At 76.6% G+C, this 18,657-nt stretch carries 20 protein-coding genes; 13 read left to right on the forward strand and 7 right to left on the reverse strand.

Annotated elements, in window-relative coordinates; all coding sequences use genetic code 11:
- Positions 1-89: 89 nt before the first annotated feature.
- A complete protein-coding gene (locus ACI79V_RS23660) occupies positions 90-794 on the reverse strand; it encodes a nitrilase-related carbon-nitrogen hydrolase (RefSeq protein WP_456893283.1) in 705 nt (234 codons plus the stop codon).
- 81 nt (positions 795-875) lie between these two features.
- Between ACI79V_RS23660 and ACI79V_RS23665 the strand changes: the two genes are divergently transcribed.
- Both ACI79V_RS23665 and ACI79V_RS23670 read left to right on the forward strand, forming a co-directional pair.
- A complete protein-coding gene (locus ACI79V_RS23665; RefSeq protein WP_456893285.1) occupies positions 876-1,127 on the forward strand; it encodes a hypothetical protein in 252 nt (83 codons plus the stop codon).
- An 88-nt stretch (positions 1,128-1,215) separates the two neighbouring features.
- The gene (locus ACI79V_RS23670; RefSeq protein WP_456893287.1) at positions 1,216-2,454 is read left to right on the forward strand and encodes an NAD(P)/FAD-dependent oxidoreductase; all 1,239 of its coding nucleotides are present in this window, start codon (positions 1,216-1,218) and stop codon (positions 2,452-2,454) included.
- A 15-nt stretch (positions 2,455-2,469) separates the two neighbouring features.
- Here ACI79V_RS23670 and ACI79V_RS23675 read toward each other — a convergent pair whose 3' ends face one another.
- Positions 2,470-3,018 carry a DinB family protein gene (locus ACI79V_RS23675; protein WP_456893289.1) on the reverse strand — a complete coding sequence of 183 codons (549 nt, stop codon included), beginning with the start codon at positions 3,016-3,018 and terminating at the stop codon, positions 2,470-2,472.
- Positions 3,019-3,098: 80 nt separating this feature from the next.
- On the reverse strand, positions 3,099-3,566 hold the full coding sequence (locus ACI79V_RS23680; protein WP_456893291.1) for an N-acetyltransferase family protein: 468 nt from the start codon (positions 3,564-3,566) through the stop codon (positions 3,099-3,101).
- A gap of 109 nt (positions 3,567-3,675) precedes the next feature.
- On the opposite strand from ACI79V_RS23680, the gene glnA reads away from it, so the two are divergent.
- The 4 genes from glnA to ACI79V_RS23700 all read left to right on the forward strand — a co-directional run bounded on the left by glnA (position 3,676) and on the right by ACI79V_RS23700 (position 9,321).
- The gene (gene glnA / locus ACI79V_RS23685; protein WP_456875454.1) at positions 3,676-5,016 is read left to right on the forward strand and encodes a type I glutamate--ammonia ligase; all 1,341 of its coding nucleotides are present in this window, start codon (positions 3,676-3,678) and stop codon (positions 5,014-5,016) included.
- Positions 5,017-5,102: 86 nt separating this feature from the next.
- Positions 5,103-5,837 carry a type 1 glutamine amidotransferase gene (locus tag ACI79V_RS23690; RefSeq protein WP_456893293.1) on the forward strand — a complete coding sequence of 245 codons (735 nt, stop codon included), beginning with the start codon at positions 5,103-5,105 and terminating at the stop codon, positions 5,835-5,837.
- A gap of 4 nt (positions 5,838-5,841) precedes the next feature.
- Positions 5,842-8,937, forward strand: a complete 3,096-nt coding sequence (locus tag ACI79V_RS23695; protein ID WP_456893295.1) for a bifunctional [glutamine synthetase] adenylyltransferase/[glutamine synthetase]-adenylyl-L-tyrosine phosphorylase — start codon at positions 5,842-5,844, stop codon at positions 8,935-8,937.
- Positions 8,938-8,979: 42 nt separating this feature from the next.
- On the forward strand, positions 8,980-9,321 hold the full coding sequence (locus ACI79V_RS23700) for a CDGSH iron-sulfur domain-containing protein (RefSeq protein WP_456893297.1): 342 nt from the start codon (positions 8,980-8,982) through the stop codon (positions 9,319-9,321).
- A gap of 31 nt (positions 9,322-9,352) precedes the next feature.
- On the opposite strand, the gene ACI79V_RS23705 is transcribed toward ACI79V_RS23700, so the two are convergent.
- Positions 9,353-10,363 carry an iron-containing redox enzyme family protein gene (locus tag ACI79V_RS23705; RefSeq protein WP_456893299.1) on the reverse strand — a complete coding sequence of 337 codons (1,011 nt, stop codon included), beginning with the start codon at positions 10,361-10,363 and terminating at the stop codon, positions 9,353-9,355.
- A 75-nt stretch (positions 10,364-10,438) separates the two neighbouring features.
- Between ACI79V_RS23705 and ACI79V_RS23710 the strand changes: the two genes are divergently transcribed.
- Together ACI79V_RS23710 and ACI79V_RS23715 are read left to right on the forward strand one after the other, a co-directional pair.
- A complete protein-coding gene (locus tag ACI79V_RS23710; protein ID WP_456893301.1) occupies positions 10,439-11,284 on the forward strand; it encodes an SDR family NAD(P)-dependent oxidoreductase in 846 nt (281 codons plus the stop codon).
- Positions 11,285-11,291: 7 nt separating this feature from the next.
- Positions 11,292-11,819: a DUF1353 domain-containing protein gene (locus ACI79V_RS23715; RefSeq protein ID WP_456893303.1), complete on the forward strand. Its 528-nt coding sequence runs from the start codon at positions 11,292-11,294 to the stop codon at positions 11,817-11,819.
- Between the two features lie 27 nt (positions 11,820-11,846).
- On the opposite strand, the gene yidD is transcribed toward ACI79V_RS23715, so the two are convergent.
- Positions 11,847-12,236, reverse strand: coding sequence for a membrane protein insertion efficiency factor YidD (gene yidD, locus ACI79V_RS23720; RefSeq protein WP_456893305.1), 390 nt, complete (start codon positions 12,234-12,236; stop codon positions 11,847-11,849).
- Between the two features lie 186 nt (positions 12,237-12,422).
- Here yidD and ACI79V_RS23725 point away from each other — a divergent pair, with 186 nt between their 5' ends.
- From ACI79V_RS23725 to ACI79V_RS23735, 3 genes are all read left to right on the forward strand, one after another.
- The gene (locus ACI79V_RS23725; RefSeq protein WP_456893307.1) at positions 12,423-12,785 is read left to right on the forward strand and encodes a hypothetical protein; all 363 of its coding nucleotides are present in this window, start codon (positions 12,423-12,425) and stop codon (positions 12,783-12,785) included.
- Between the two features lie 188 nt (positions 12,786-12,973).
- A complete protein-coding gene (locus ACI79V_RS23730; RefSeq protein WP_456893309.1) occupies positions 12,974-14,314 on the forward strand; it encodes a dicarboxylate/amino acid:cation symporter in 1,341 nt (446 codons plus the stop codon).
- A gap of 162 nt (positions 14,315-14,476) precedes the next feature.
- Positions 14,477-14,848: a cupin domain-containing protein gene (locus tag ACI79V_RS23735; RefSeq protein WP_456893311.1), complete on the forward strand. Its 372-nt coding sequence runs from the start codon at positions 14,477-14,479 to the stop codon at positions 14,846-14,848.
- A gap of 21 nt (positions 14,849-14,869) precedes the next feature.
- Here the strand turns inward: ACI79V_RS23735 and ACI79V_RS23740 are convergent, their stop codons facing one another.
- Together ACI79V_RS23740 and ACI79V_RS23745 are read right to left on the reverse strand one after the other, a co-directional pair.
- Positions 14,870-16,015 (reverse strand): RNA polymerase sigma factor, encoded by a 1,146-nt coding sequence (locus ACI79V_RS23740; protein ID WP_456893313.1) that lies wholly within the window; start codon positions 16,013-16,015, stop codon positions 14,870-14,872.
- 26 nt (positions 16,016-16,041) lie between these two features.
- Positions 16,042-16,449: a YciI family protein gene (locus tag ACI79V_RS23745; protein ID WP_456875466.1), complete on the reverse strand. Its 408-nt coding sequence runs from the start codon at positions 16,447-16,449 to the stop codon at positions 16,042-16,044.
- Between the two features lie 375 nt (positions 16,450-16,824).
- On the opposite strand from ACI79V_RS23745, the gene ACI79V_RS23750 reads away from it, so the two are divergent.
- Together ACI79V_RS23750 and ACI79V_RS23755 are read left to right on the forward strand one after the other, a co-directional pair.
- Positions 16,825-17,340 (forward strand): nitroreductase/quinone reductase family protein, encoded by a 516-nt coding sequence (locus ACI79V_RS23750; RefSeq protein ID WP_456893314.1) that lies wholly within the window; start codon positions 16,825-16,827, stop codon positions 17,338-17,340.
- A 26-nt stretch (positions 17,341-17,366) separates the two neighbouring features.
- A partial coding sequence (locus ACI79V_RS23755; RefSeq protein WP_456893316.1) for an amidase family protein occupies positions 17,367-18,657 on the forward strand: 1,291 nt, incomplete at its 3' end.

The following is an 18,657-nucleotide window of genomic DNA, read 5'->3' on the forward strand; positions in this document are numbered from 1 at the left end:
CCTCCGCTGCAGGAGGTGAGCAGGACGGCGGCAGCCGCGGCGACCAGCGCGGAGCGGGAGCGGGACGTCAGGGAACGCATGCGGCGAGGCTAGCCGCCGGGGGGGGGGGGCGCCCCCCCCCGGCGCCGCACCAGCGGCAGCCGCAGGTCGTCCTTGGCCCGCTCGTAGGGGGAGGCGTTGGGGGAGACGACGAGGTCGACGCCGGCCTGCCCGGCCACGCCGCACGGGCCGCCCTCGACCCAGAGGTCCTCGCAGATGGTCAGGGCGACGTCGACGCCGTGCAGCCGCACCACCGGCAGCTCGGTGCCGGGGACGAAGTAACGCGCCTCGTCGAAGACGCCGTAGTTGGGCAGGTGCCGCTTGGCGTAGCGGGCCACCACCTGCCCGCCGTGCAGCAGCGCGGCGGCGTTGCGCGGGGCGCCGCGGCGGGGGTTGGCGTCGCCGGGCCGGTCGTCGTCCTCGGGCACCCGGTCGACCGGCGCCGGTCCCGCGCCGGAGGTGTGCGCCAGGTACCCGACGACGACGGCGAGGCCGCCCAGGCCCTGCTCGGCGAGCGTGCCGGCGAGGTCGGTGAGGGCCTGCTCGCTGGCGGCGGCGAAGGACTCGCGCAGCACGAGGTCCTCGGCCGGGTAGCCGGTCAGCGTCATCTCGGGGAAGACCACCAGGTGCGCGCCGTCGTCGGCGGCCCTCCGCGCCCACTCGACGACGAGCGCGGCGTTGCCCTCCAGGTCGCCCACGCGGGTGTCGACCTGGGCCGACGCCACCCGTACCTGCACCGGCCGCTGATCGCTCACACCGGTCATCCTCGTCCCGCCGGGGGACCGGCGGGCCGGTGGGCGGTGTGACCAGCGCCACACCGGGCCTGTCGTGGGCCCGTGGCCGAGTGGCTCACGGTCGAGGTGCTCGACGGGGAGGAACCGGCGTCGTGCTGGAGGTCGTCTTCGACGACGACCAGCTCGAGCGGTCCCGGGCGCTGCCCGCCGTCCGGGCCGCGCCGGCCCCGGCCGCACCCGGTCGCGGGGGCCGCCACCCTGCCCCCGCCGGAGCCCGACCTGCCCGTGCACCTCGGCAGCGAGCCCCCCGCCCGCGACGACGACCCGGGCGACGTCGAACCGGTCCGCGGCTGAGCCCGGCCGTCCCCGCGACCGGGGCGCGGAGGCGGCCCCGCGGCCTCGGGGAGGGTGGAGGATCGGCTCCTCACCCGAGGAGGCGCTCGTGTCCGCAGCGGATCCCGTCGTCGTCGTCGGTGGCGGCCTGGCCGGCGCCAAGGCCGCCGAGACCCTGCGCGCCGAGGGTGGTGACGTGCCGGTCGTGCTCGTCGGGGCCGAGCCCGAGCCGCCCTACGAGCGTCCGCCGCTGTCCAAGCAGTATCTGCTGGGGAAGGCGGCGCGGAACGACGCGCGCGTCCACGACACCGGCTGGTACGCCGACGCCGGCGTCGACCTGCGCACCGGTGTCGCGGTCACCGCGCTCGACCCGGCGGCCCACCGGGTCGAGCTCGGCACCGGCGAGCGGCTCGGCTACTCGCGGCTGCTGCTGGCCACCGGGGCCTCGCCCCGCCGGCTGGCGGTCTCGGGCGCCGACGCCGACGGGGTGCGCTACCTGCGCACCCTCGCCGACGCCGACCGGCTGGTCGCCGACCTCGCCGGCGGCGGGCGGCGGGTCGTCGTGGTCGGCGCCGGGTGGATCGGCCTGGAGGTGGCCGCCGCGGCGCGCGCGCACGGCCACCGGGTGACCGTCGTCGAGCCCCAGCCGACCCCGCTGCACGGCGTCCTCGGGCCGCTGATGGGGGAGGTGTTCGCGCGGCTGCACCGCTCGCACGGCGTCGACCTGCGCACCCGGACCGGCGTCCGCGGCGTCGTGGCGCCGGCCGGCCGGGTCACCGGGGTGGAGCTCGACGGCGGCGAGCAGGTGCCCGCCGACCTCGTCGTCGTCGGGATCGGCGTGGTGCCGGAGACCGGGCTGGCCGCGGCTGCGGGGCTCGACGTCGCCGACGGGATCCGCACCGACGCCGCCCTGCGCACCTCCGCACCCGACGTGTACGCCGCGGGCGACGTCGCCGCCGCCGACCACCCGCTGTACGGCCGGCCGGTGCGGGTGGAGCACTGGGCCAACGCGCTCAACCAGGGGCCGGCCGCGGCGCGGTCGGTGCTCGGCCAGGAGGTCGCCTACGACCGGGTGCCGTACTTCTTCTCCGACCAGTACGAGTTGGGCATGGAGTACTCCGGTCTCGGCCGGCCGGAGCACACCGTCGTCACCCGCGGGGACCCGGACGAGGGTCCGTTCATCGCCTTCTGGCTGGACGGCGCCGGGCGGGTGACGGCGGGCATGAACGTCGACGTCTGGGACGTCACCGAGGCGGTCCAGGCGCTGGTCCGCGCCGGCCACCCGGTCGACCCCGCCGCGCTCACCGACCCGGACACGCCGCTCGAGAGCCTGGCGCCGGCGCGCTGAGCCCGGACCGGCCGCTCAGGAGACGAGCGCGGCGAGCTGCTCGGCGTGGTCGCGCTGGTGCGCCGGCAGGAAGGCCAGCAGGTCGGCCAGCGACACCGGCCCGTCGACCTCGTGCACCCCGACCGCGTCCAGCCGGTCGGGACGGACCGTCCGGACCGCCCGCAGCAGCCCCGCCTGGGCGACCACCAGCTCGGACACCAGCACCGCGGGCGGGGTGGCGCGGTAGCCGGCCACCCGCTCGGGGGCGTCGGGGACGAAGTCGGGCAGCGCCGGACGGGTGCCGCGGCCGATCCGCTCGATCCGGTCGGTGAAGACCCGCGCGCTGTCGCGCAGGTGGCCGGCGACGACCCAGGCGGTCCAGTCCAGCTCGGTCGCGTACTCCGGGAAGTGCCCGAGCCGCACCAGGCGCCGGCGGTCCTCCGGCGCGAGGGGCCGCACGGGCCGCCCGGCGGCCCGGGTCAGGAGGGCGGCCACCCGGCGCTGCTGCTCGGCCAGCGCGGTGGAGGCGGCGGCGACCTGCTCGGCCGGGTCGGTGTCCGTCAGGAGGATGGGCGTCGTGGTCACGGCGGGCAGCCTGGCCGACCGCGGGCGCACGCCACCAGCGGCAGGACGGCCGCCGTCCGCCGGGATCCTGCCAGCGCCGGTCAGTCGCCGAGGAACGCCCGCTGGGCGGTCGCTGGCCACCAGACGACGACCTTGGTCCGCAGCACGGCGCCGAGGCGGCGGTAGAACCGCTGCGCGGCCGTGTTGTCCTCGCGGACCTCCCACCGGACGACGAGGTCCTCGGCGGTGGCCAGCCGGGCCAGCTCGGCCATCAGGAGCCGGCCGACCCCGGCGTCGCGGTGCCCGTCCCGGACGAACAGGTCGTCGAGCGCCAGCACGTCGGTGCCCAGCCACAGGTGCAGCCGGCGGAGGGCGGAGACGTAGCCGACCGGCTCGCCGCCGCGCTCGGCGAGCAGCACGACGACGTCGCCGCGTGCCAGCAGATGCGCCCACCGCTGCTCGGTGCCGTCGAAGGGGTCGCCCTCGAGTGCGGCGATCTCGCGGACCATCGCGACCACGGCCGCGGCGTCGTCGGGACCGGCGCGGCGGACGGTCGGGGCGGGGGTCACGGCGGTCTCCTCGGGTGGGGGCGGGGTGCCGGTGTGCCCGGCGCCTGGAGCGGGCAGGCTGTGCACCGACGTCACACCCCGGACACGAGCGGACCCGATCATGGCGAGCATGGACCGACAGCAGGAGTTCGTCCTGCGCACCCTCGAGGAACGTGACATCCGCTTCGTGCGGCTGTGGTTCACCGACGTCTCGGGCTACCTCAAGGCCGTCGCCGTCGCGCCGGCCGAGATCGAGGCCGCCTTCGCCGAGGGCATCGGTTTCGACGGCTCGGCCATCGAGGGCTTCGCGCGGGTCTACGAGTCCGACATGCTCGCCAAGCCCGACCCGGGCACGTTCCAGGTGATGCCCGCGACCCACGGGCGGCCCAGCGACACCGCGCGGATGTTCTGCGACATCACGCTGCCCGACGGGTCGCCGGCCTGGGCCGACCCGCGGCACGTGCTGCGCCGGGCGCTGTCGAAGGCCGCCGAGATGGGCTTCACCTTCTACACCCACCCCGAGGTCGAGTTCTTCCTGCTCAAGGACCTGCCCACCGACGGCAGCCCGCCCGAGCCCGCCGACACCGGCGGCTACTTCGACCTGTCCACGCACAACGTGGCCCACGACTTCCGGCGCGAGGCGGTCTTCGCGCTGGAGGCCATGGGGATCTCGGTGGAGTTCAGCCACCACGAGGTCGCGCCGGGCCAGCAGGAGATCGACCTGCGCTACGCCGACGCGCTGTCGATGGCCGACAACGTGATGACGCTGCGGCACGTCGTCCGCGAGGTCGCCCTGGCCCAGGGCGTGCACGCCACCTTCATGCCCAAGCCGTTCACCGACCTGGCCGGCTCGGCGATGCACACCCACGTGTCGCTGTTCGAGGGCGACCGCAACGCCTTCCACGACCCCGCCGACCCGATCCGGCTCTCGGCCACCGGGCGGCAGTTCATCGCCGGCCTGCTCACCCACGCCCGCGAGTTCACCGCCGTCACCAACCAGACGGTCAACTCCTACCGGCGACTGCTGGCCGGCACCGAGGCGCCGACGGCGGCCACCTGGGGCCGGGCCAACCGCTCGGCGCTGGTCCGGCTGCCCTCCTACAAACCGAACAAGGGGCAGTCGGCGCGGATCGAGGTCCGCTCGCCGGACTCCGCGTGCAACCCCTACCTCACCTTCGCCGTGCTGCTGGCCGCCGGGCTGCGGGGCATCGAGAAGGGCTACGAGCTGCCGCCCGAGGCCGAGGACGACGTCTGGTCGCTCACCGACACCGAGCGCCGCGCCGCCGGGTACGAGGACCTGCCGGTGTCCCTGGGGGAGGCGCTGACCGCGATGCAGGGCAGCGAGCTGGTCGCGGAGACCCTCGGCGAGCACGTGTTCGAGTTCTTCCTCCGCAACAAGTGGGAGGAGTTCAACTCCTACCGCCAGAACGTGACGCCCTTCGAGCTCAAGCGCTACCTCCCCGGCCTCTGAGGGGATGGAACGGCCTCGTCGCAGGGGCCCGTGCCGAGCCTGCGAGGCGCGGGGGGCGACGAGGTCCTTCCACTAACCTCGACGCCGTGCCGGACCGCCCCCGCCTGCTCGTCGTCGTCCCCAGCGAGACCGCCCCGCCCGCGCGCCTGGCCGACTGGCTGCGCGCGGCCGGGCTGGACCTCGACGAGCGGCACCTCGACTCCGGCGACGAGGTCCCCGCCGACCTGGCCGGTGTCGACGGGCTGGTCGTCATGGGCGGCCCGCAGTCCAGCGTCGACGACGGCGCCACCGAGCTGGAGCCGGTCCGCGCGCTGCTGGCGAAGGCACTGGCCGACGACGCCCCCACGCTGGCGGTGTGCCTGGGCGCGCAGCTGCTGGCCCAGGCCGGAGGCGGGCGGGTGCGCGAGGGCGTCGAGGGCCCCGAGGTCGGGGCGCTGCTGGTGGCCAAGCGCGACGCCGCGGCCGACGACCCGGTGTTCGGCCCGCTGCCGCTCTCGCCCGACGTCATCCAGTTCCACCACGACGAGATCTGCGAACTGCCGCCCGGCGCCACGCTGCTGGCGAGCAGCCCGGTCTACGTCCACCAGGCCTTCCGGGTGGGCCGGCGGGTCTACGGGTTGCAGTTCCACATCGAGACGACGCCGGAGATCGTGCGCGAGTGGGCCGAGCGGGACACCGTCGGCGTCGCGTCGAGCCCGTGGGACCGCGAGACGCTGGTCCGGCTGACCGACGCGGTGCACCCCGACCTCGAGGAGGTCTGGGCGCCGTTCGCCGCCCGCTTCGCCGACCTGGTGCGCGCCGGCCGCGGGGCTCCGGTCTGAGCCGGTGACCGCGTCCCGGGAGGTACCCCGCCGCGCGGTCGTGCGGCTGGCCCGGTTCGGCTTCCACGACGGCGAGCGGGCGGCGCTGCTGCTGTCCGACCCCGCGCTGGGGCTGTGGGACCTCGACCGCAACGAGCCCGCCGACCCGGAGGCCGGCTCGGTGGTGTCCGCGCTGGCCCGTGCCGGCGACCCCGACCTCGCCGTCCGCTCGCTCACCCGGCTGGTCGAGGCCCTCGACGCCGCCGACCCCACCGGCGGCTCGGCCGCGGCGCTGCTCGCCCGGCTGCGCGGCTCGGCCGTGCTGCGTGCCCGGCTGCTGTCGGTCCTGGGCGCGAGCGCCGGCCTGGCCGACCACCTCGCCGCCCACCCCGGCGACTGGACGGTCCTCGACGCCGACTCCCGGGGCCCGGTGCGGCCCACCGCGCTGGCACTCGAGCGGGACGTGCTGGTCGCCGTCGGCGCCGACCCCGACGACCCGCCGTGGGGGGTCCGGCTCGGCCGGGCCGCGCCCGACGCCTCGCCGCAGCGGGTGGCCGCGCTGCGGCTGGCCCACCGGCGGGCGGTGCTGTCCCTGGCCGGGCGCGACCTGGGGGAGGGGCTGTCGGCCGAAGACGTCGCCGCCGAGCTCGCCGACATCGCCGCCGCGGTGCTCAGCGCCGGGCTGGCGATCGCCGTCGCCGAGCAGCCCGAGGGCGCCGCTCCCTGCCGGCTGGCGGTCATCGGGCTGGGCAAGTGCGGCGGCCGGGAGCTGAACTACGTCAGCGACGTCGACGTCGTCTTCGTGGCCGAGCCGGTCGACCCCAGCGAGCCGGAGGCGCCGGCCGTGCAGAGCGCGACCCGGGTGGCCGCGGCGCTCATGCGCATCTGCGGGCAGGCGGCCTGGGAGGTCGACGCCGCGCTGCGCCCGGAGGGCAAGGCCGGGCCGCTGGTGCGCACGCTGACCGGCCACGCCGCCTACTACCGGCAGTGGGCCAGCACCTGGGAGTTCCAGGCCCTGCTCAAGATGCGCCCGGTGGCCGGCGACCCCGACCTGGGCCGGTCCTACGTCGACGAGCTGTTCCCGCTGGTGTGGCAGGCCGGCGACCGCCCCGGCTTCGTCGCCGAGGTGCAGGCGATGCGCCGCCGGGTGGAGGACAACATCCCTCCGGCCCAGGTCGAGCGGGAGCTCAAGCTCGGCCGCGGCGGGCTGCGCGACGTCGAGTTCGCCGTCCAGCTGCTGCAGCTGGTGCACGGCCGGGTCGACGTCCGGCTGCGGGTCGGCGGCACGCTCCCGGCGCTGTCCGCGCTGCGGGCCGGCGGCTACGTCGGCCGCGACGACGCCGACACGCTCATCGCCTCCTACCGGTTCCTGCGCACCGTGGAGCACCGGCTGCAGCTGCTGCGGCTGCGGCGCACCCACCTGCTGCCCACCGACGAGCAGCAGCTGCGCTGGCTGGCCCGGTCGCTGGGCTACAAGCCCGACGCCCGCGGCAGCGCCGTCGACGTGCTGCGCGCCGAGCTGGCGCTGCACACCCGCGAGGTGCGCCGGCTGCACGAGAAGCTCTTCTACCGGCCGCTGCTGTCGGCCGTGGCCCGGGTGCCGGCCGAGGCCGCGCAGCTGGGCAGCGAGGCGGCCGGTGACTGGCTGCGCGCGCTGGGCTTCGCCGACCCGCCGGGCGCGCTGCGGCACATGGCGGCGCTGACCGGCGGGGTGTCGCGCTCGGCGTCGATGCAGAAGTACCTGCTGCCGGTCGTGCTGCAGACCCTCGCCGACTGCGCCGACCCCGACGCCGGGCTGCTCGCCTACCGGCAGGTCAGCGAGGCCCTCGGCGGCAACCAGTGGTACCTGCGGCTGCTGCGCGACGAGGGTCAGGTGGCCGAGCGGCTGGCCCGGCTGCTCGGCTCCAGCCAGTACGTGGCCGCCCTGCTCACCCGCACCCCCGAGGCGCTGCGCATCCTCGCCGACGACGACGAGCTCGAGCCGCGGGCCGCCGCGACGCTGGCCGGCGCCTGGCGGGCCGCCGCCGCCCGGTCGGCCGACCCGCAGGCCGCGGTCGGCGTGCTGCGGGCCCAGCGCCGGCAGGAGCTGCTGCGGATCGCCGCGGCCGACCTGCTCGGCCGGCTCGACGTCGTCCGGGTCGGGCAGGCGCTCACCGACGTCGCCGTCGCCACCCTGCAGGCCGGTCTCGACGTCGCCGTCCGCGCGTGGGCCCGGGAGGCCGGGGTCGCCGCCGAGGACGTGCCGGTCGAGCTCGCCGTCATCGGCATGGGCCGGCTCGGCGGCGGCGAGATGGGCTACGGCTCCGACGCCGACGTCCTCTTCGTGCACCGGGCACGGCCCGGCACCGACGAGAGCACGGCGACCCAGGCGGCCAACGCGATCGCGCACACGCTGCGCCGGCTGCTCGCCGAGCCCGCGCCCGACCCGGCGTTCGAGATCGACGCCGACCTGCGACCCGAGGGCCGGCAGGGCCCGCTGGTGCGCAGCCTCGACGCCTTCCGCGAGTACTACGAGCGCTGGGTGTCGGTGTGGGAGGTGCAGGCGCTGCTGCGGGCGGTGCCGGTGGCTGGCAGCCCGGAGCTCGGGGCGGCGTTCGTCGAGCTGGTCGACCCGCTGCGCTACCCGGCTGCCGGCCTCACCGACGCCCAGGTCGCCGAGATCCGCCGGATCAAGGCGCGGGTCGAGCGGGAGCGGCTGCCCCGCGGCGCCGACCCCGCCACCCACACCAAGCTCGGTCGCGGCGGGCTGGCCGACGTCGAGTGGACCGTCCAGCTCCTGCAGCTGCTGCACGCCGGGCGGCTGCCTGCCCTGCGGCTGCCCTCGACGGTCGCGGCGCTCGCACAGCTGGTCGCCGCCGGGCTGGTCGAGCGCGCGCAGGCCGACGCGCTGCGGGAGGCGTGGGAGCTGGCCAGCCGGGCGCGCAACGCCGTCTTCCTGGTCCGCGGCCGGCCCAGCGACCAGCTGCCCCGGCCCGGGCTGGAGCTGGCCGGGGTGGCGCGGGCCAGCGGCTGCGGGCCCGACGTCGACCCCGGGCGGTTCCTCGACGACTACCGCCGCACCACCCGGCACGCGCGCGGCGTCGTCGAGCAGGTGTTCTACGGCTATCCCGCCGAGGGCTGACCGGCGGGTGTGCCGGGTGCCGCGGCGGGGCACGCTGGGGGAGTGAGCTCCGCCGTGCCCGCCGACGACCCGACCGACCACCCGACCGACGACGCCACCGCGGACTCCACCGCAGACGCCACGGTGGCCGGCGCCACCATCACGCCCTACCGCGACGGGCCGCTCATCGTCCGCGGCGACTTCCGGCTGGTCGACCAGGACGGCGTCGAGATCGACCCCGGGCGCCGGACGGTGGCGCTGTGCCGCTGCGGGAAGTCGGGCATCAAGCCGTTCTGCGACGGCACCCACAAGCGCTCGGGGTTCGCCGCGCCCAGCGCGCCGAGCCGGCCGCGCCCGGCCGCGGCACTCCGCAGCGCGGACCGGCCGGGCCACGAGCCCGGCTGACGACGGGCGGGCCTTCCGCAGGGGGCCTGCGTCAGGCGACCAGTGACGGCTCCCCGCGCAGCGCCGAGGAACCGGCCTCCCAGGCGCCCAGGAGGTGACCGGCGGCCAGCCCGTCGAGCGCCAGGGAGCACGCGGCGCCGAAGAGGACGTCGCCGGCGAGCGCGGGGTCCTCGGCGACGAGCGAGCCGCACATGTCGACCGCGGCGATCTGCTCGTGGACGGCGTCGGCCTCGACGTGCTCGTCGTAGAAGACGGTCGTGCGCTCGTCGTGGCCCAGGCGGCGCAGGCCCGAGGAGTAGCGGCGGCTGGGCTCGGAGGAGGTCATCTCCACACAGGCCAGGTGACCCAGCGCCGCGGCCCGCCACCGCCGGTGCAGACCGAACAGCGACATCGTGTTCACCGAGGTGAACGCGACCGCCGGGGCGACGTCCCACAGCGCGCCGTACCGGGCGTCGAGGCCGAGGTCGCGCATCATCCCGGCGAACAGCTCGCTGTGCATGCGCTCGGCGGAGCCCCCGCCGTACTCGTCGGCCTGGATCTCCACCATCGCGGCCTTCGCCCGGCCGGACAGCCGCGGGACGGCGAAGGTGTGCGGGTCGCCCTCCTTGAGGTGGTAGACCGACCGCAGCGTCAGGTACTCCCGCCACTGCTGCGGCGTGCCGTGCCGGGCCATGTACCGCGACAGCGAGGGGCCGTCGTCGGCGGCGATCAGCGCGGCCAGCTGCCGGTCCACCTGGTCGCCGGTCGCCACCGTCGGGCCGGTCAGCTCCCGCAGGGCGGTCAGGTGCCGCCGCTCCAGGTGCCCGCGCAGCGTGAGGAGGTCCGGGTCCCACTCGAGTGCGTCGTCCACGCCGTCGAACCCGCGGTAGTGCAGCTCGTAGCAGACCGCCAGCGCCAGCTGCAGGTCGTCGTCGAGCAGCGGCGCGGCCGCGGCCTGCGCGGTCTCGCGGGCCAGCTCGACGGTGGCGGCCGCCACCTCGCCGGCGAGCAGGTCGTCGCCCAGGGCAGCGGTCAGGGGACCCCGGGGCTCGGGAACGCGCATGTGATCACCATGCCCAGCGGTCCCCACTTCGATGCACCGCGCACGATGTGATGTCGCCCCGGGTAGTGCCCGGCCATGGCAGACCTGCGCGACCGCGTCGTCCTCGTCACCGGCGGCAGCGCCGGCATCGGCCGTGCCACCGTGGCCCGGCTGGCCGGTGCGGGGGCGCGGGTGGTCACCTGCGCCCGCGACGGCGACCGGCTCGGGGAGGCGGTCACGAGCCTGCCCGGGGTCACCGGGTTGGTCGCCGACGTCGCCCGGGCCGACGACCGGGAGCTGCTCGTCCAGCGGGTGCTGGCCGAGCACGGCCGGCTCGACGCCGTCGTCCTCAACGCCGGACTGGCCTACGCCGCTCTGGTGGAGGACACGCCCCGGGAGGTGGTCGAGGGCATGGTGGCGACCAACCTGACCGGGGTCGTGGACCTGACCCGGCTGGCGCTGCCGCACCTGCTCGCTGCGGCGGCCGGCCGCGGGCGGGGTGACCTGCTGGTGGTCAGCTCCTCGGCCGGGCTGGCGCAGGTGCCGCCGCTGACCGTCTACTCGGCCACCAAGGCGGGCGTGCAGGGGTTCCTCTCCGGCCTGCGGCGGGAGGTCACCGCCCGCGGGGTCCGGGTGCACGCGGTCCTGCCCGGGCCGGTGGCCACCGAGTGGATGGCGCGCGGGCACGGGTCGCCCCCGGCCTCCGACGACGACGCCCGCGGCCGGCTGACCCCGGGCGTCGGGACCGAGCGGGTCGCCGACCGCGTCGCCGGCTGCCTGACGTCGTACTGGTCGCGCTCGGTCGCCGTCCCGCGGGTCATGGGACTGGCCCGGCTGGGCGAGGTCTTCCCCGTCAACCGGGCGCTGGACCTGGTGCTCTCCCGGCAGGCCGACCGGATCCGGCGGGTCGCCGCCCGGATGGTCGACGAGCGGACCGGGTGAGGCGGCCGTGCCCTTCGACCCGCCGTCGGCGGTCCTGCGCACCACCGGCGCCGACGGCTGGACCCTCGTGGAGCCGCTGACCTACGTCGGCCGGCGCGACCGGTTCGTCGTGCCGGCGGGCTTCTCCACCGACCTGGCCACCGTGCCGCGCCCGGTGCTCTGGCTGGTGCCGAGGGCCGGTCGCTACACCCTCGCGGCGGTGCTGCACGACTGGCTGTGCACGGTGGGCATCGCCACCGGCGCGGTCACCTCCCGGCAGGCCGACGGGGTGTTCCGCCGCGCGATGCGCGAGGCCGACGTCCCGGTGCTGCTGCGGTGGCTGATGTGGACCGGCGTCCGGTGGGGAGCGCTGGCCGATCCGGAGCGACGGCGCGGGTGGCTGCTGACGGCGCCGGGCGTGCTGGCCATCTCCCTGCTGGCCGCGCCGCTGGTGCTGCCGCCCTCACTGCTGGTGCTGCCCGGGCTGGCCGTCTACGCCGCGCTCGAGCGCCTGGTGTCGGGGGAGCGGGGCATCCGGCCGTGGTCGCGCCGCTGACGGCCGGACCACCCCGCCCCCGCCCGGCTACGCCCGCGGCGGCACCGGGTCGCTGCCGCCGGCGCCCGGCCGGCAGCGGCGCAGCCGGCGCGCGGTGAGCCACCCGCCGCGCAGCGCGCCGTGCGTGCGCAGCGCCTCCAGGCCGTAGGTCGAGCAGGTCGGCGTGAACCGGCAGACCGGCGGGCGGGTGGGGCTGACCCGCTGCCGGTAGGCGACGACGAGGCGGACCGGCCACCGCGCCGTCCGAGGGGTGCCGGCCGGTGCCGGGGTGACCAGGGCCGCGGGCAGCGCCAGCCACAGCAGGCTGAACAGGCCGATGGCGTCGCAGCCCTCGTCGCAGCCGTCGCAGGAGGAGCCGCTGGACCCCTTCGACCGTCGGTGGGCTCGGCGTCGGGTGCACCCGGGGCGGTTGATCACGGGGCGGCATGGTGCAGGGCGACCGGCGTCCGCGGAAGGACCGTCCGCGCGAGTCGTCCGCGCAACGGTTCGTCCCGCCCGCCCCGGGCGTCCCCTCCCGCCCCGCGGGCCACCGGGTCCGGCCGGGCGACCGCCGACCCTGAGGACACGACCCGCAGCCCGCGGGCCCGTCCGAGGAGGCACCCGATGTCCGTGCCGTCATCGCCCGACCACGACCGCCGGCTGACCGAGCTGCGCGCCGGCATGTCCGTGGTGGCCAGCGCCGCCGCCGACCTGCACGTGGGCAGCCAGCCGGAGGTCCGGGTCCTGCCCGACGGCCGGCTGTGGCTGGCCGAGCTGGGGACCGCGGTCACCGCCGCCCACGTCTACCAGGCCGCCCGCGGCCTGGTCGCCGCCCAGCTCGACGCGATCGCGCAGGTCTCGGGCCGGCCGGTGGAGGACCACGCGCTGGCCTGGCTGGTCACCCTGCAGACCAACGAGGTGATGGTCGGCCTGGAGGCCGCAGCCGCCTCCGGGGACGACCCCGCGGTCGAGGACGACGCCGCCTGAGCCGGCCGCCCGCGTGAGACCGCGCACAGCCGGGATGCCGCCGGTCCCCGTTCCGCCTTGACCCCCTCGTGCGGAACGTCTGGGGGCTCACGCGGTGCCGTGAGCTGGACCTGTGCCGGGTGACGAGCGCCGGCTGACGTCGCCGTCCGCGCCGTCCCCGCTCGAACCCTCCCCGGAAAGGCACGTCCGTGCTCGCACGTCTCCGCCGCGTCCCGTTCGCGGCGCAGGTCCTCCTCGCCCTCGTGGTGGGCGTCGCCCTGGGCCTCGTGGCCCGCGACCTCGGCCCCGTCGCCGACGGCACGCCCAACTGGCTCACCAGCACCCTGCAGACCATCGGCGACACCTTCGTCACGCTGCTGAAGGTCCTCGTCCCGCCGCTGGTCGTGACCGCGGTGATCGTCAGCATCGCCAACCTCAAGCAGGTGTCCAACGCCGCCCGCCTGGCCGGCCAGACGCTGCTCTGGTTCGGCATCACCGCGCTGATCGCCGTGTCCATCGGCATCGGCCTCGGCCTGCTCACCGAGCCCGGCCGCAACAGCTCCGTCGACGCCGCGACCGCGGCCGCACCCGAGAAGACCGGCGGCTGGTGGGACTTCCTCACCGGGCTCGTGCCGGGCAACGTCCTGGGGCTCCAGACCGGTGCCGACGGCAGCCTGTCGTTCAACGTGCTGCAGCTGATCGTGCTGTCGGTCGCGATCGGCGTCGCGGTGCTGAAGGTCGGCGAGCCGGCCGAGCCGTTCCTCGGCCTGGTCCGCTCGGCGCTGGCCGTCGTCCAGAAGCTGCTGTGGTGGGTCATCCTGCTGGCCCCGATCGGCACCGTCGGCCTGATCGGCAACGCCGTCGCCAGCTACGGCTGGGAGTCGCTGGGCTCGCTGAGCGTCTTCGCCGGCGCCGTCTACGCCGGCCTCGCGCTGGTGCTCTTCGTCGTCTACCCGGTGCTGCTGCGCCTGCACGGCCTCTCGCCGCTGCGGTGGTTCGCCGGGGCGTGGCCGGCCATCCAGCTCGCCTTCGTCTCCCGCTCCTCGATCGGCACCCTGCCGGTGACCGAGCGGGTCACCGAGCAGAGCCTCGGGGTGCCGCGGGCCTACGCCTCCTTCGCCGTGCCGCTGGGTGCCACGACGAAGATGGACGGCTGCGCGGCGATCTACCCGGCGCTCGCGGCGATCTTCGTGGCGCAGTTCTTCGGCGTGGACCTCTCGCTGACCGACTACCTGCTCATCGCGCTGGTGTCGGTCGTCGGCTCCGCCGCCACCGCCGGCGTCACCGGCGCGGTGGTCATGCTGACCCTGACGCTGTCCACCCTCGGGCTGCCGCTGGCCGGCGTCGGCCTGCTGCTGGCCATCGACCCGATCCTGGACATGGGCCGCACCGCGGTGAACGTCGCCGGCCAGGCGCTGGTCCCGACGATCGTGGCCAAGCGCGAGGGCATCCTCGACCTGGAGCGGTTCCGTGGCGGCCTCGCCACCGGGCCGCTGCCCGGCGGGACCGGTGGGGTCGACGCCGACCTGCGCCAGCCCGCAGCCGCCTGATCCCGGCGCCCTCCACGGACGGGCCGGTGACCCCCCGCGGGGTCACCGGCCCGTCGCCGTGTCCGGGCTGGGCGGACACCGCCACGGTCAGCTGACCGATGCGCCCGCCCGCTCCCGGCACCAGGGTCGTCCCCGCACCCGACCCCGCGGAGGAGCCCGGCCATGGTCCACGAGCCCGAGACGACCGCCCCGTTCCCGGCCGACGACCTGGCCGGGCGGCTCAAGCGCACCGAGGTCCAGCGCGGCCCGTTCTCGCTCCCGGGCCGGGAGGTCGTGCAGGTCCTCACCGAGATCCCGGTCGGGGTGGAGTCGGGCTGGCACACCCACCCCGGGGAGGAGGTCGGCTACATCGTCGCCGGCACGGTGGAGATGCAGGTCCGGGGCCGGCCGACGGTCACGCTGCACGCCGGCGACGGGTTCCTCATCCCGCCCGGCACGCCGCACAACGCCCGCGACCTGGGCCCGGGCACCGGCCACATGCTCAGCACCTACGTGGTCGAGGTCGGGCGGCCGCTGGCCACTGCACTGACCTGACCCCGTCGGTGCCGAGACCGCTCACTCCCGCAGCGCCTGGCCCAGCCGGGCCGCCTGCCGGGTGAGGTGGTGCCGTTCGGCGAGGTCGGGCGCGGACCGGGCGGCGTCGGCGTACAGCCGTGCCGCGGTGTGCAGGTCGCCCGCCTTCTCGTGCAGGTACGCCGACGCCGCGGCGTACCGGGGCAGGCCGGGGTCGACCGCGGCGAGGGCGGCCAGGCCGGCCGCCGGGCCGTCGGCCTCGCCGACCGCGACGGCCCGGTTGAGCTGCACGACCGGGCTCCCGGTGAGGCGGAGCAGCTCGTCGTACCAGCTGACGATCTGCACCCAGTCGGTCTCCTCGGCGCGGAGCGCGTCGGCGTGCAGGGCGGCGACGGCGGCCTGCGCCTGGAACTCGCCGAGCCGGTCACGGGCCAGCGCCGCCTGCAGGACGGCGACGCCCTCGGCGATCAGCGCGGTGTCCCAGCTGGAGCGGTCCTGCTCGGCCAGGGGGACCAGGGTGCCGTCGGGCCGGGTCCGCGCCGGACGCCGGGCGTGGTGCAGCAGCATCAGCGCCAGCAGGCCCGCGGTCTCCTCGTCGTCGGTCATCGAGGCGAGCTGGCGGGTGAGCCGGATCGCCTCGGCGGCCAGGTCGACGTCACCGGTGTAGCCCTCGTTGAAGACCAGGTAGAGCACCCGGCGCACGGTCGCGAGGTCGCCCGGCTCGTCGAACCGGACGCCCGCGACCGTGCGCTTGGCCCGGCTGATCCGCTGCGCCATCGTCGCCTCGGGCACCAGGTGGGCCTGCGCGATCTGCCGGGTGGTCAGGCCGCCGACGGCGCGCAGCGTCAGGGCGACCGCGGAGGCCGGGGTCAGCGACGGGTGGGCGCAGAGGAAGAACAGCTGCAGCGTGTCGTCCGCCGTCTCGGCCGGCCCGGGCGGCGGCTCGGCCGCGACCCGCTGCTCCCGCTCGCTCCGGGACGCCTGGGAGCGTGCGGCGTCGAGGAACTTGCGCCAGGCGACGGTGACCAGCCAGCCCCGCGGGTCGGCCGGGGGCCGGTCCGGCCAGGTCAGCGTGGCCTGGACGAGGGCCTCCTGCACGGCGTCCTCGGCCGTCGCGAAGTCGACCCCGCGCCGCACGAGGACGCCGATCACCGCGGGCGTCAGCTCCCGCAGCAGCAACTCGTCCACCGCCGCGTCCGACCTGGCCGGCCCGGTCACTCGGAGACGGTCTGGGGCGCGCCGAGGAACGGGCGCACCTCGAGCCACTCGTGGATCGGCTTCCCGCCGGCCCCCGGGGCCGCCGACAGCTCGCCGGCGAGCTCGAGCGCGCGCTCGTAGCTGTCGACGTCGATCACCATCCACCCGGCGATCAGGTCCTTGGTCTCCGCGAACGGCCCGTCGGTGACCGGCGGCCGGCCCTCGCCGTCGTACCGGACGAACGTGCCCTCGGGCGAGAGCGCCTGACCGTCGACGTACTCGCCGGTGCCCTCCAGCCGGGCGGCGAAGTCGGCCATGTACTGCACGTGCCGGTCGACCTCCTCCGGGGTCCACTGGTCCATCGGGACGTCGTTCACCGCCGCGGGGGCGCCGCGGTAGTGCTTGAGGAGCAGGTACTTGGCCATGGGGTCCTCCCCGGTCCGGTGCGGCTCCGTCGGCCGCATCTGCCCTGGGACGGAGCCGGCCGGCCGGTCTCGACATCCCGCGCCGGATCCTCGCGGGAGATGTCCTGGCGGGGACAGGGGGTGCGCGCAGCACCGGACCGCCGAGGATCGCCGGCGCGATCAGCAGCCGGCCTGGCCCGCCCGCGTCCACCCCGACCAGATCCGGACCTCGGGTGACGAGGACGTCGGCGGTGCAGCAGCGGCGCGGCGCCGACGGCACTCGGCCAGGTCGACGGCGGTGCGGGACCAACGGCGTACCGGGGTGGTGCCGTGAGCCACTGTCCGGACCTCTCGACGGCGGCCACGCTGCTCCCGTCGAGGGGGAGGAGGGCAGGGGTGGCCGGAACGCGCACCGAGGTCTCCCGGTGGCGGCGCTGGATGTACCGGGGGAGGCGGCCGCACCGGCTGGCGGGCCTGCTCAACCGGGCCCAGGCCGCACTCGCGGCGCGGGGTGTCGGCCCGTCGCGGATCGTCGTGCTGGAGGTGACCGGCCGGCGCAGTGGCCGGACCGTGGCCCTGCCGGTGGTGGTGGCCGACCTCGACGGCGAGCGCTACCTGGTCTCGATGCTGGGCGAGGACTCCCAGTGGGTGCGCAACGTCCGGGCCGCGCACGGCCGCGCCGTGCTGCGGCACCGGGGTCGGCAGGAGGTCCGCCTCCAGGAGGTCGAACCGGCTCGCCGGGCGCCGGTCCTCCGCCGGTACCTCGACCGCGCTCCGGGGGCGCGGGCGCACTTCCCGCTCGACCGCCGGGCCCCACTGCAGGAGTTCGAGCGGATCGCACCGCGCTATCCGGTCTTCCTCATCACCGCGCCGTCCGGTGTCGCCGCGCCGACGGAGCCCCTGCCGTCCTGACCGCCCTCTCCACCGGAGGTCCAGCGATGACCGTCACCGCCACGGAGCTGTGGCAGCTGGGTGCGGTGGAGCTGGCCGCGGCGATCCGGTCCCGGGAGGCCTCCTGCCGCGAGGTCGTCGAGGCGCACCTGCGACGGATCGAGGCGGTGGACCCCGCCGTCAACGCCGTCGTCGTCGTCCTGGGTGAGCAGGCGCTCGGCGCGGCGGACGCGGCCGACCGGGCCGTCGCCGCCGACGACGAACTGGGGCCGCTGCACGGTGTCCCGTTCACCGTCAAGGGGCTCATCGACCTGGCCGGCACGCCGACCACCCAGGGCCTGCGGGCGCTGGCCGGGGCGTACCCGGCCCGGGACGCGCCCGCCGTCGAGCGGCTCAAGGCCGCCGGGGCCATCCCGATCGGCCGCACCAACCTGGCCTCCTCCGGGGTGCGCTGGCACTGCGAGAGCGAGCTGTGGGGCGCGACGGTGAACCCGTGGGACCGCTCACGCACCGCCGGCGCCTCCAGCGGCGGGGACGCCGCCGCGGTGGCGACCGGGATGACCCCGCTCGGGCTCGGCAGTGACGGGCTCGGATCCCTGCGCTCCCCGGCGCAGTGCTGCGGGGTCAGCACGATCAAGCCCACCCTGGGGCGCATCCCCGACGCGTCGAGCGTCCCGGGGGCGGAGTTCGTCCCGATCGGCGCCCAGCTGACGATCGTGGTCGGCCCGATGGCGCGGCGGGTGGCTGACCTGCGGACCGCACTCGAGGTGATGGCCGGGCCCACCTGGCGCGACCCGTGGTCGGTGCCGGCACCGCTGCGCGGCCCCGCACCCGCCCGGCCGATCCGGGTGGCGCTGGTGCTCGACCCCGCCGGGCGGGGCACGGACGAGCAGGTACGCGACGGCGTCCGGACGGCCGGCCGGGTCCTCGCGGACGCCGGCTACGTCGTCGAGGAGGTCGAGCCGCCCTCGATCGACCTGGCGGCCAGCACGGACCTGGCCATGCTGAACACCCCGGAGGTGCGGGCGGCGCTGCCGGCGTTGACGTCGCTGTGGCCGGCCGAGACCCGGCGGTTCCTGGCGGAGTTCTACGCAGCCCTCGGGGACCTGGACCCGGTGGCGGCGATGGAGGGCTTCGCCACCCGGCACTCCCTGCTGCGTCGCTGGGGCGAGTTCCAGCAGGCCCATCCCCTCGTCGTGGCCCCGGTGTCCACGCAGATCCCCTTCCGGGTCGGCACCGACCTCGGGGGGGGGGGGGGGGGGGGGCGCCGCCCCCGCGCCCGCGGGGGGGGGGGGGGGGGGGGCCGCGCCCCGGCCGCGCCGGGGGCCCCCGCGCCGG

This window comes from Geodermatophilus sp. SYSU D00700 (genome assembly GCF_054050255.1).

Excerpts from the sequence above, each read along its gene's own strand:
- glnA (WP_456875454.1), top strand. The coding sequence starts at position 3,676 with ATGGACCGACAGCAGGAGTTCGTCCTGCGCACCCTCGAGGAACGTGAC.
- ACI79V_RS23705 (WP_456893299.1), bottom strand. The coding sequence starts at position 10,363 with ATGCGCGTTCCCGAGCCCCGGGGTCCCCTGACCGCTGCCCTGGGCGAC.
- ACI79V_RS23710 (WP_456893301.1), top strand. The coding sequence starts at position 10,439 with ATGGCAGACCTGCGCGACCGCGTCGTCCTCGTCACCGGCGGCAGCGCC.
- ACI79V_RS23725 (WP_456893307.1), top strand. The coding sequence starts at position 12,423 with ATGTCCGTGCCGTCATCGCCCGACCACGACCGCCGGCTGACCGAGCTG.
- ACI79V_RS23735 (WP_456893311.1), top strand. The coding sequence starts at position 14,477 with ATGGTCCACGAGCCCGAGACGACCGCCCCGTTCCCGGCCGACGACCTG.
- ACI79V_RS23745 (WP_456875466.1), bottom strand. The coding sequence starts at position 16,449 with ATGGCCAAGTACCTGCTCCTCAAGCACTACCGCGGCGCCCCCGCGGCG.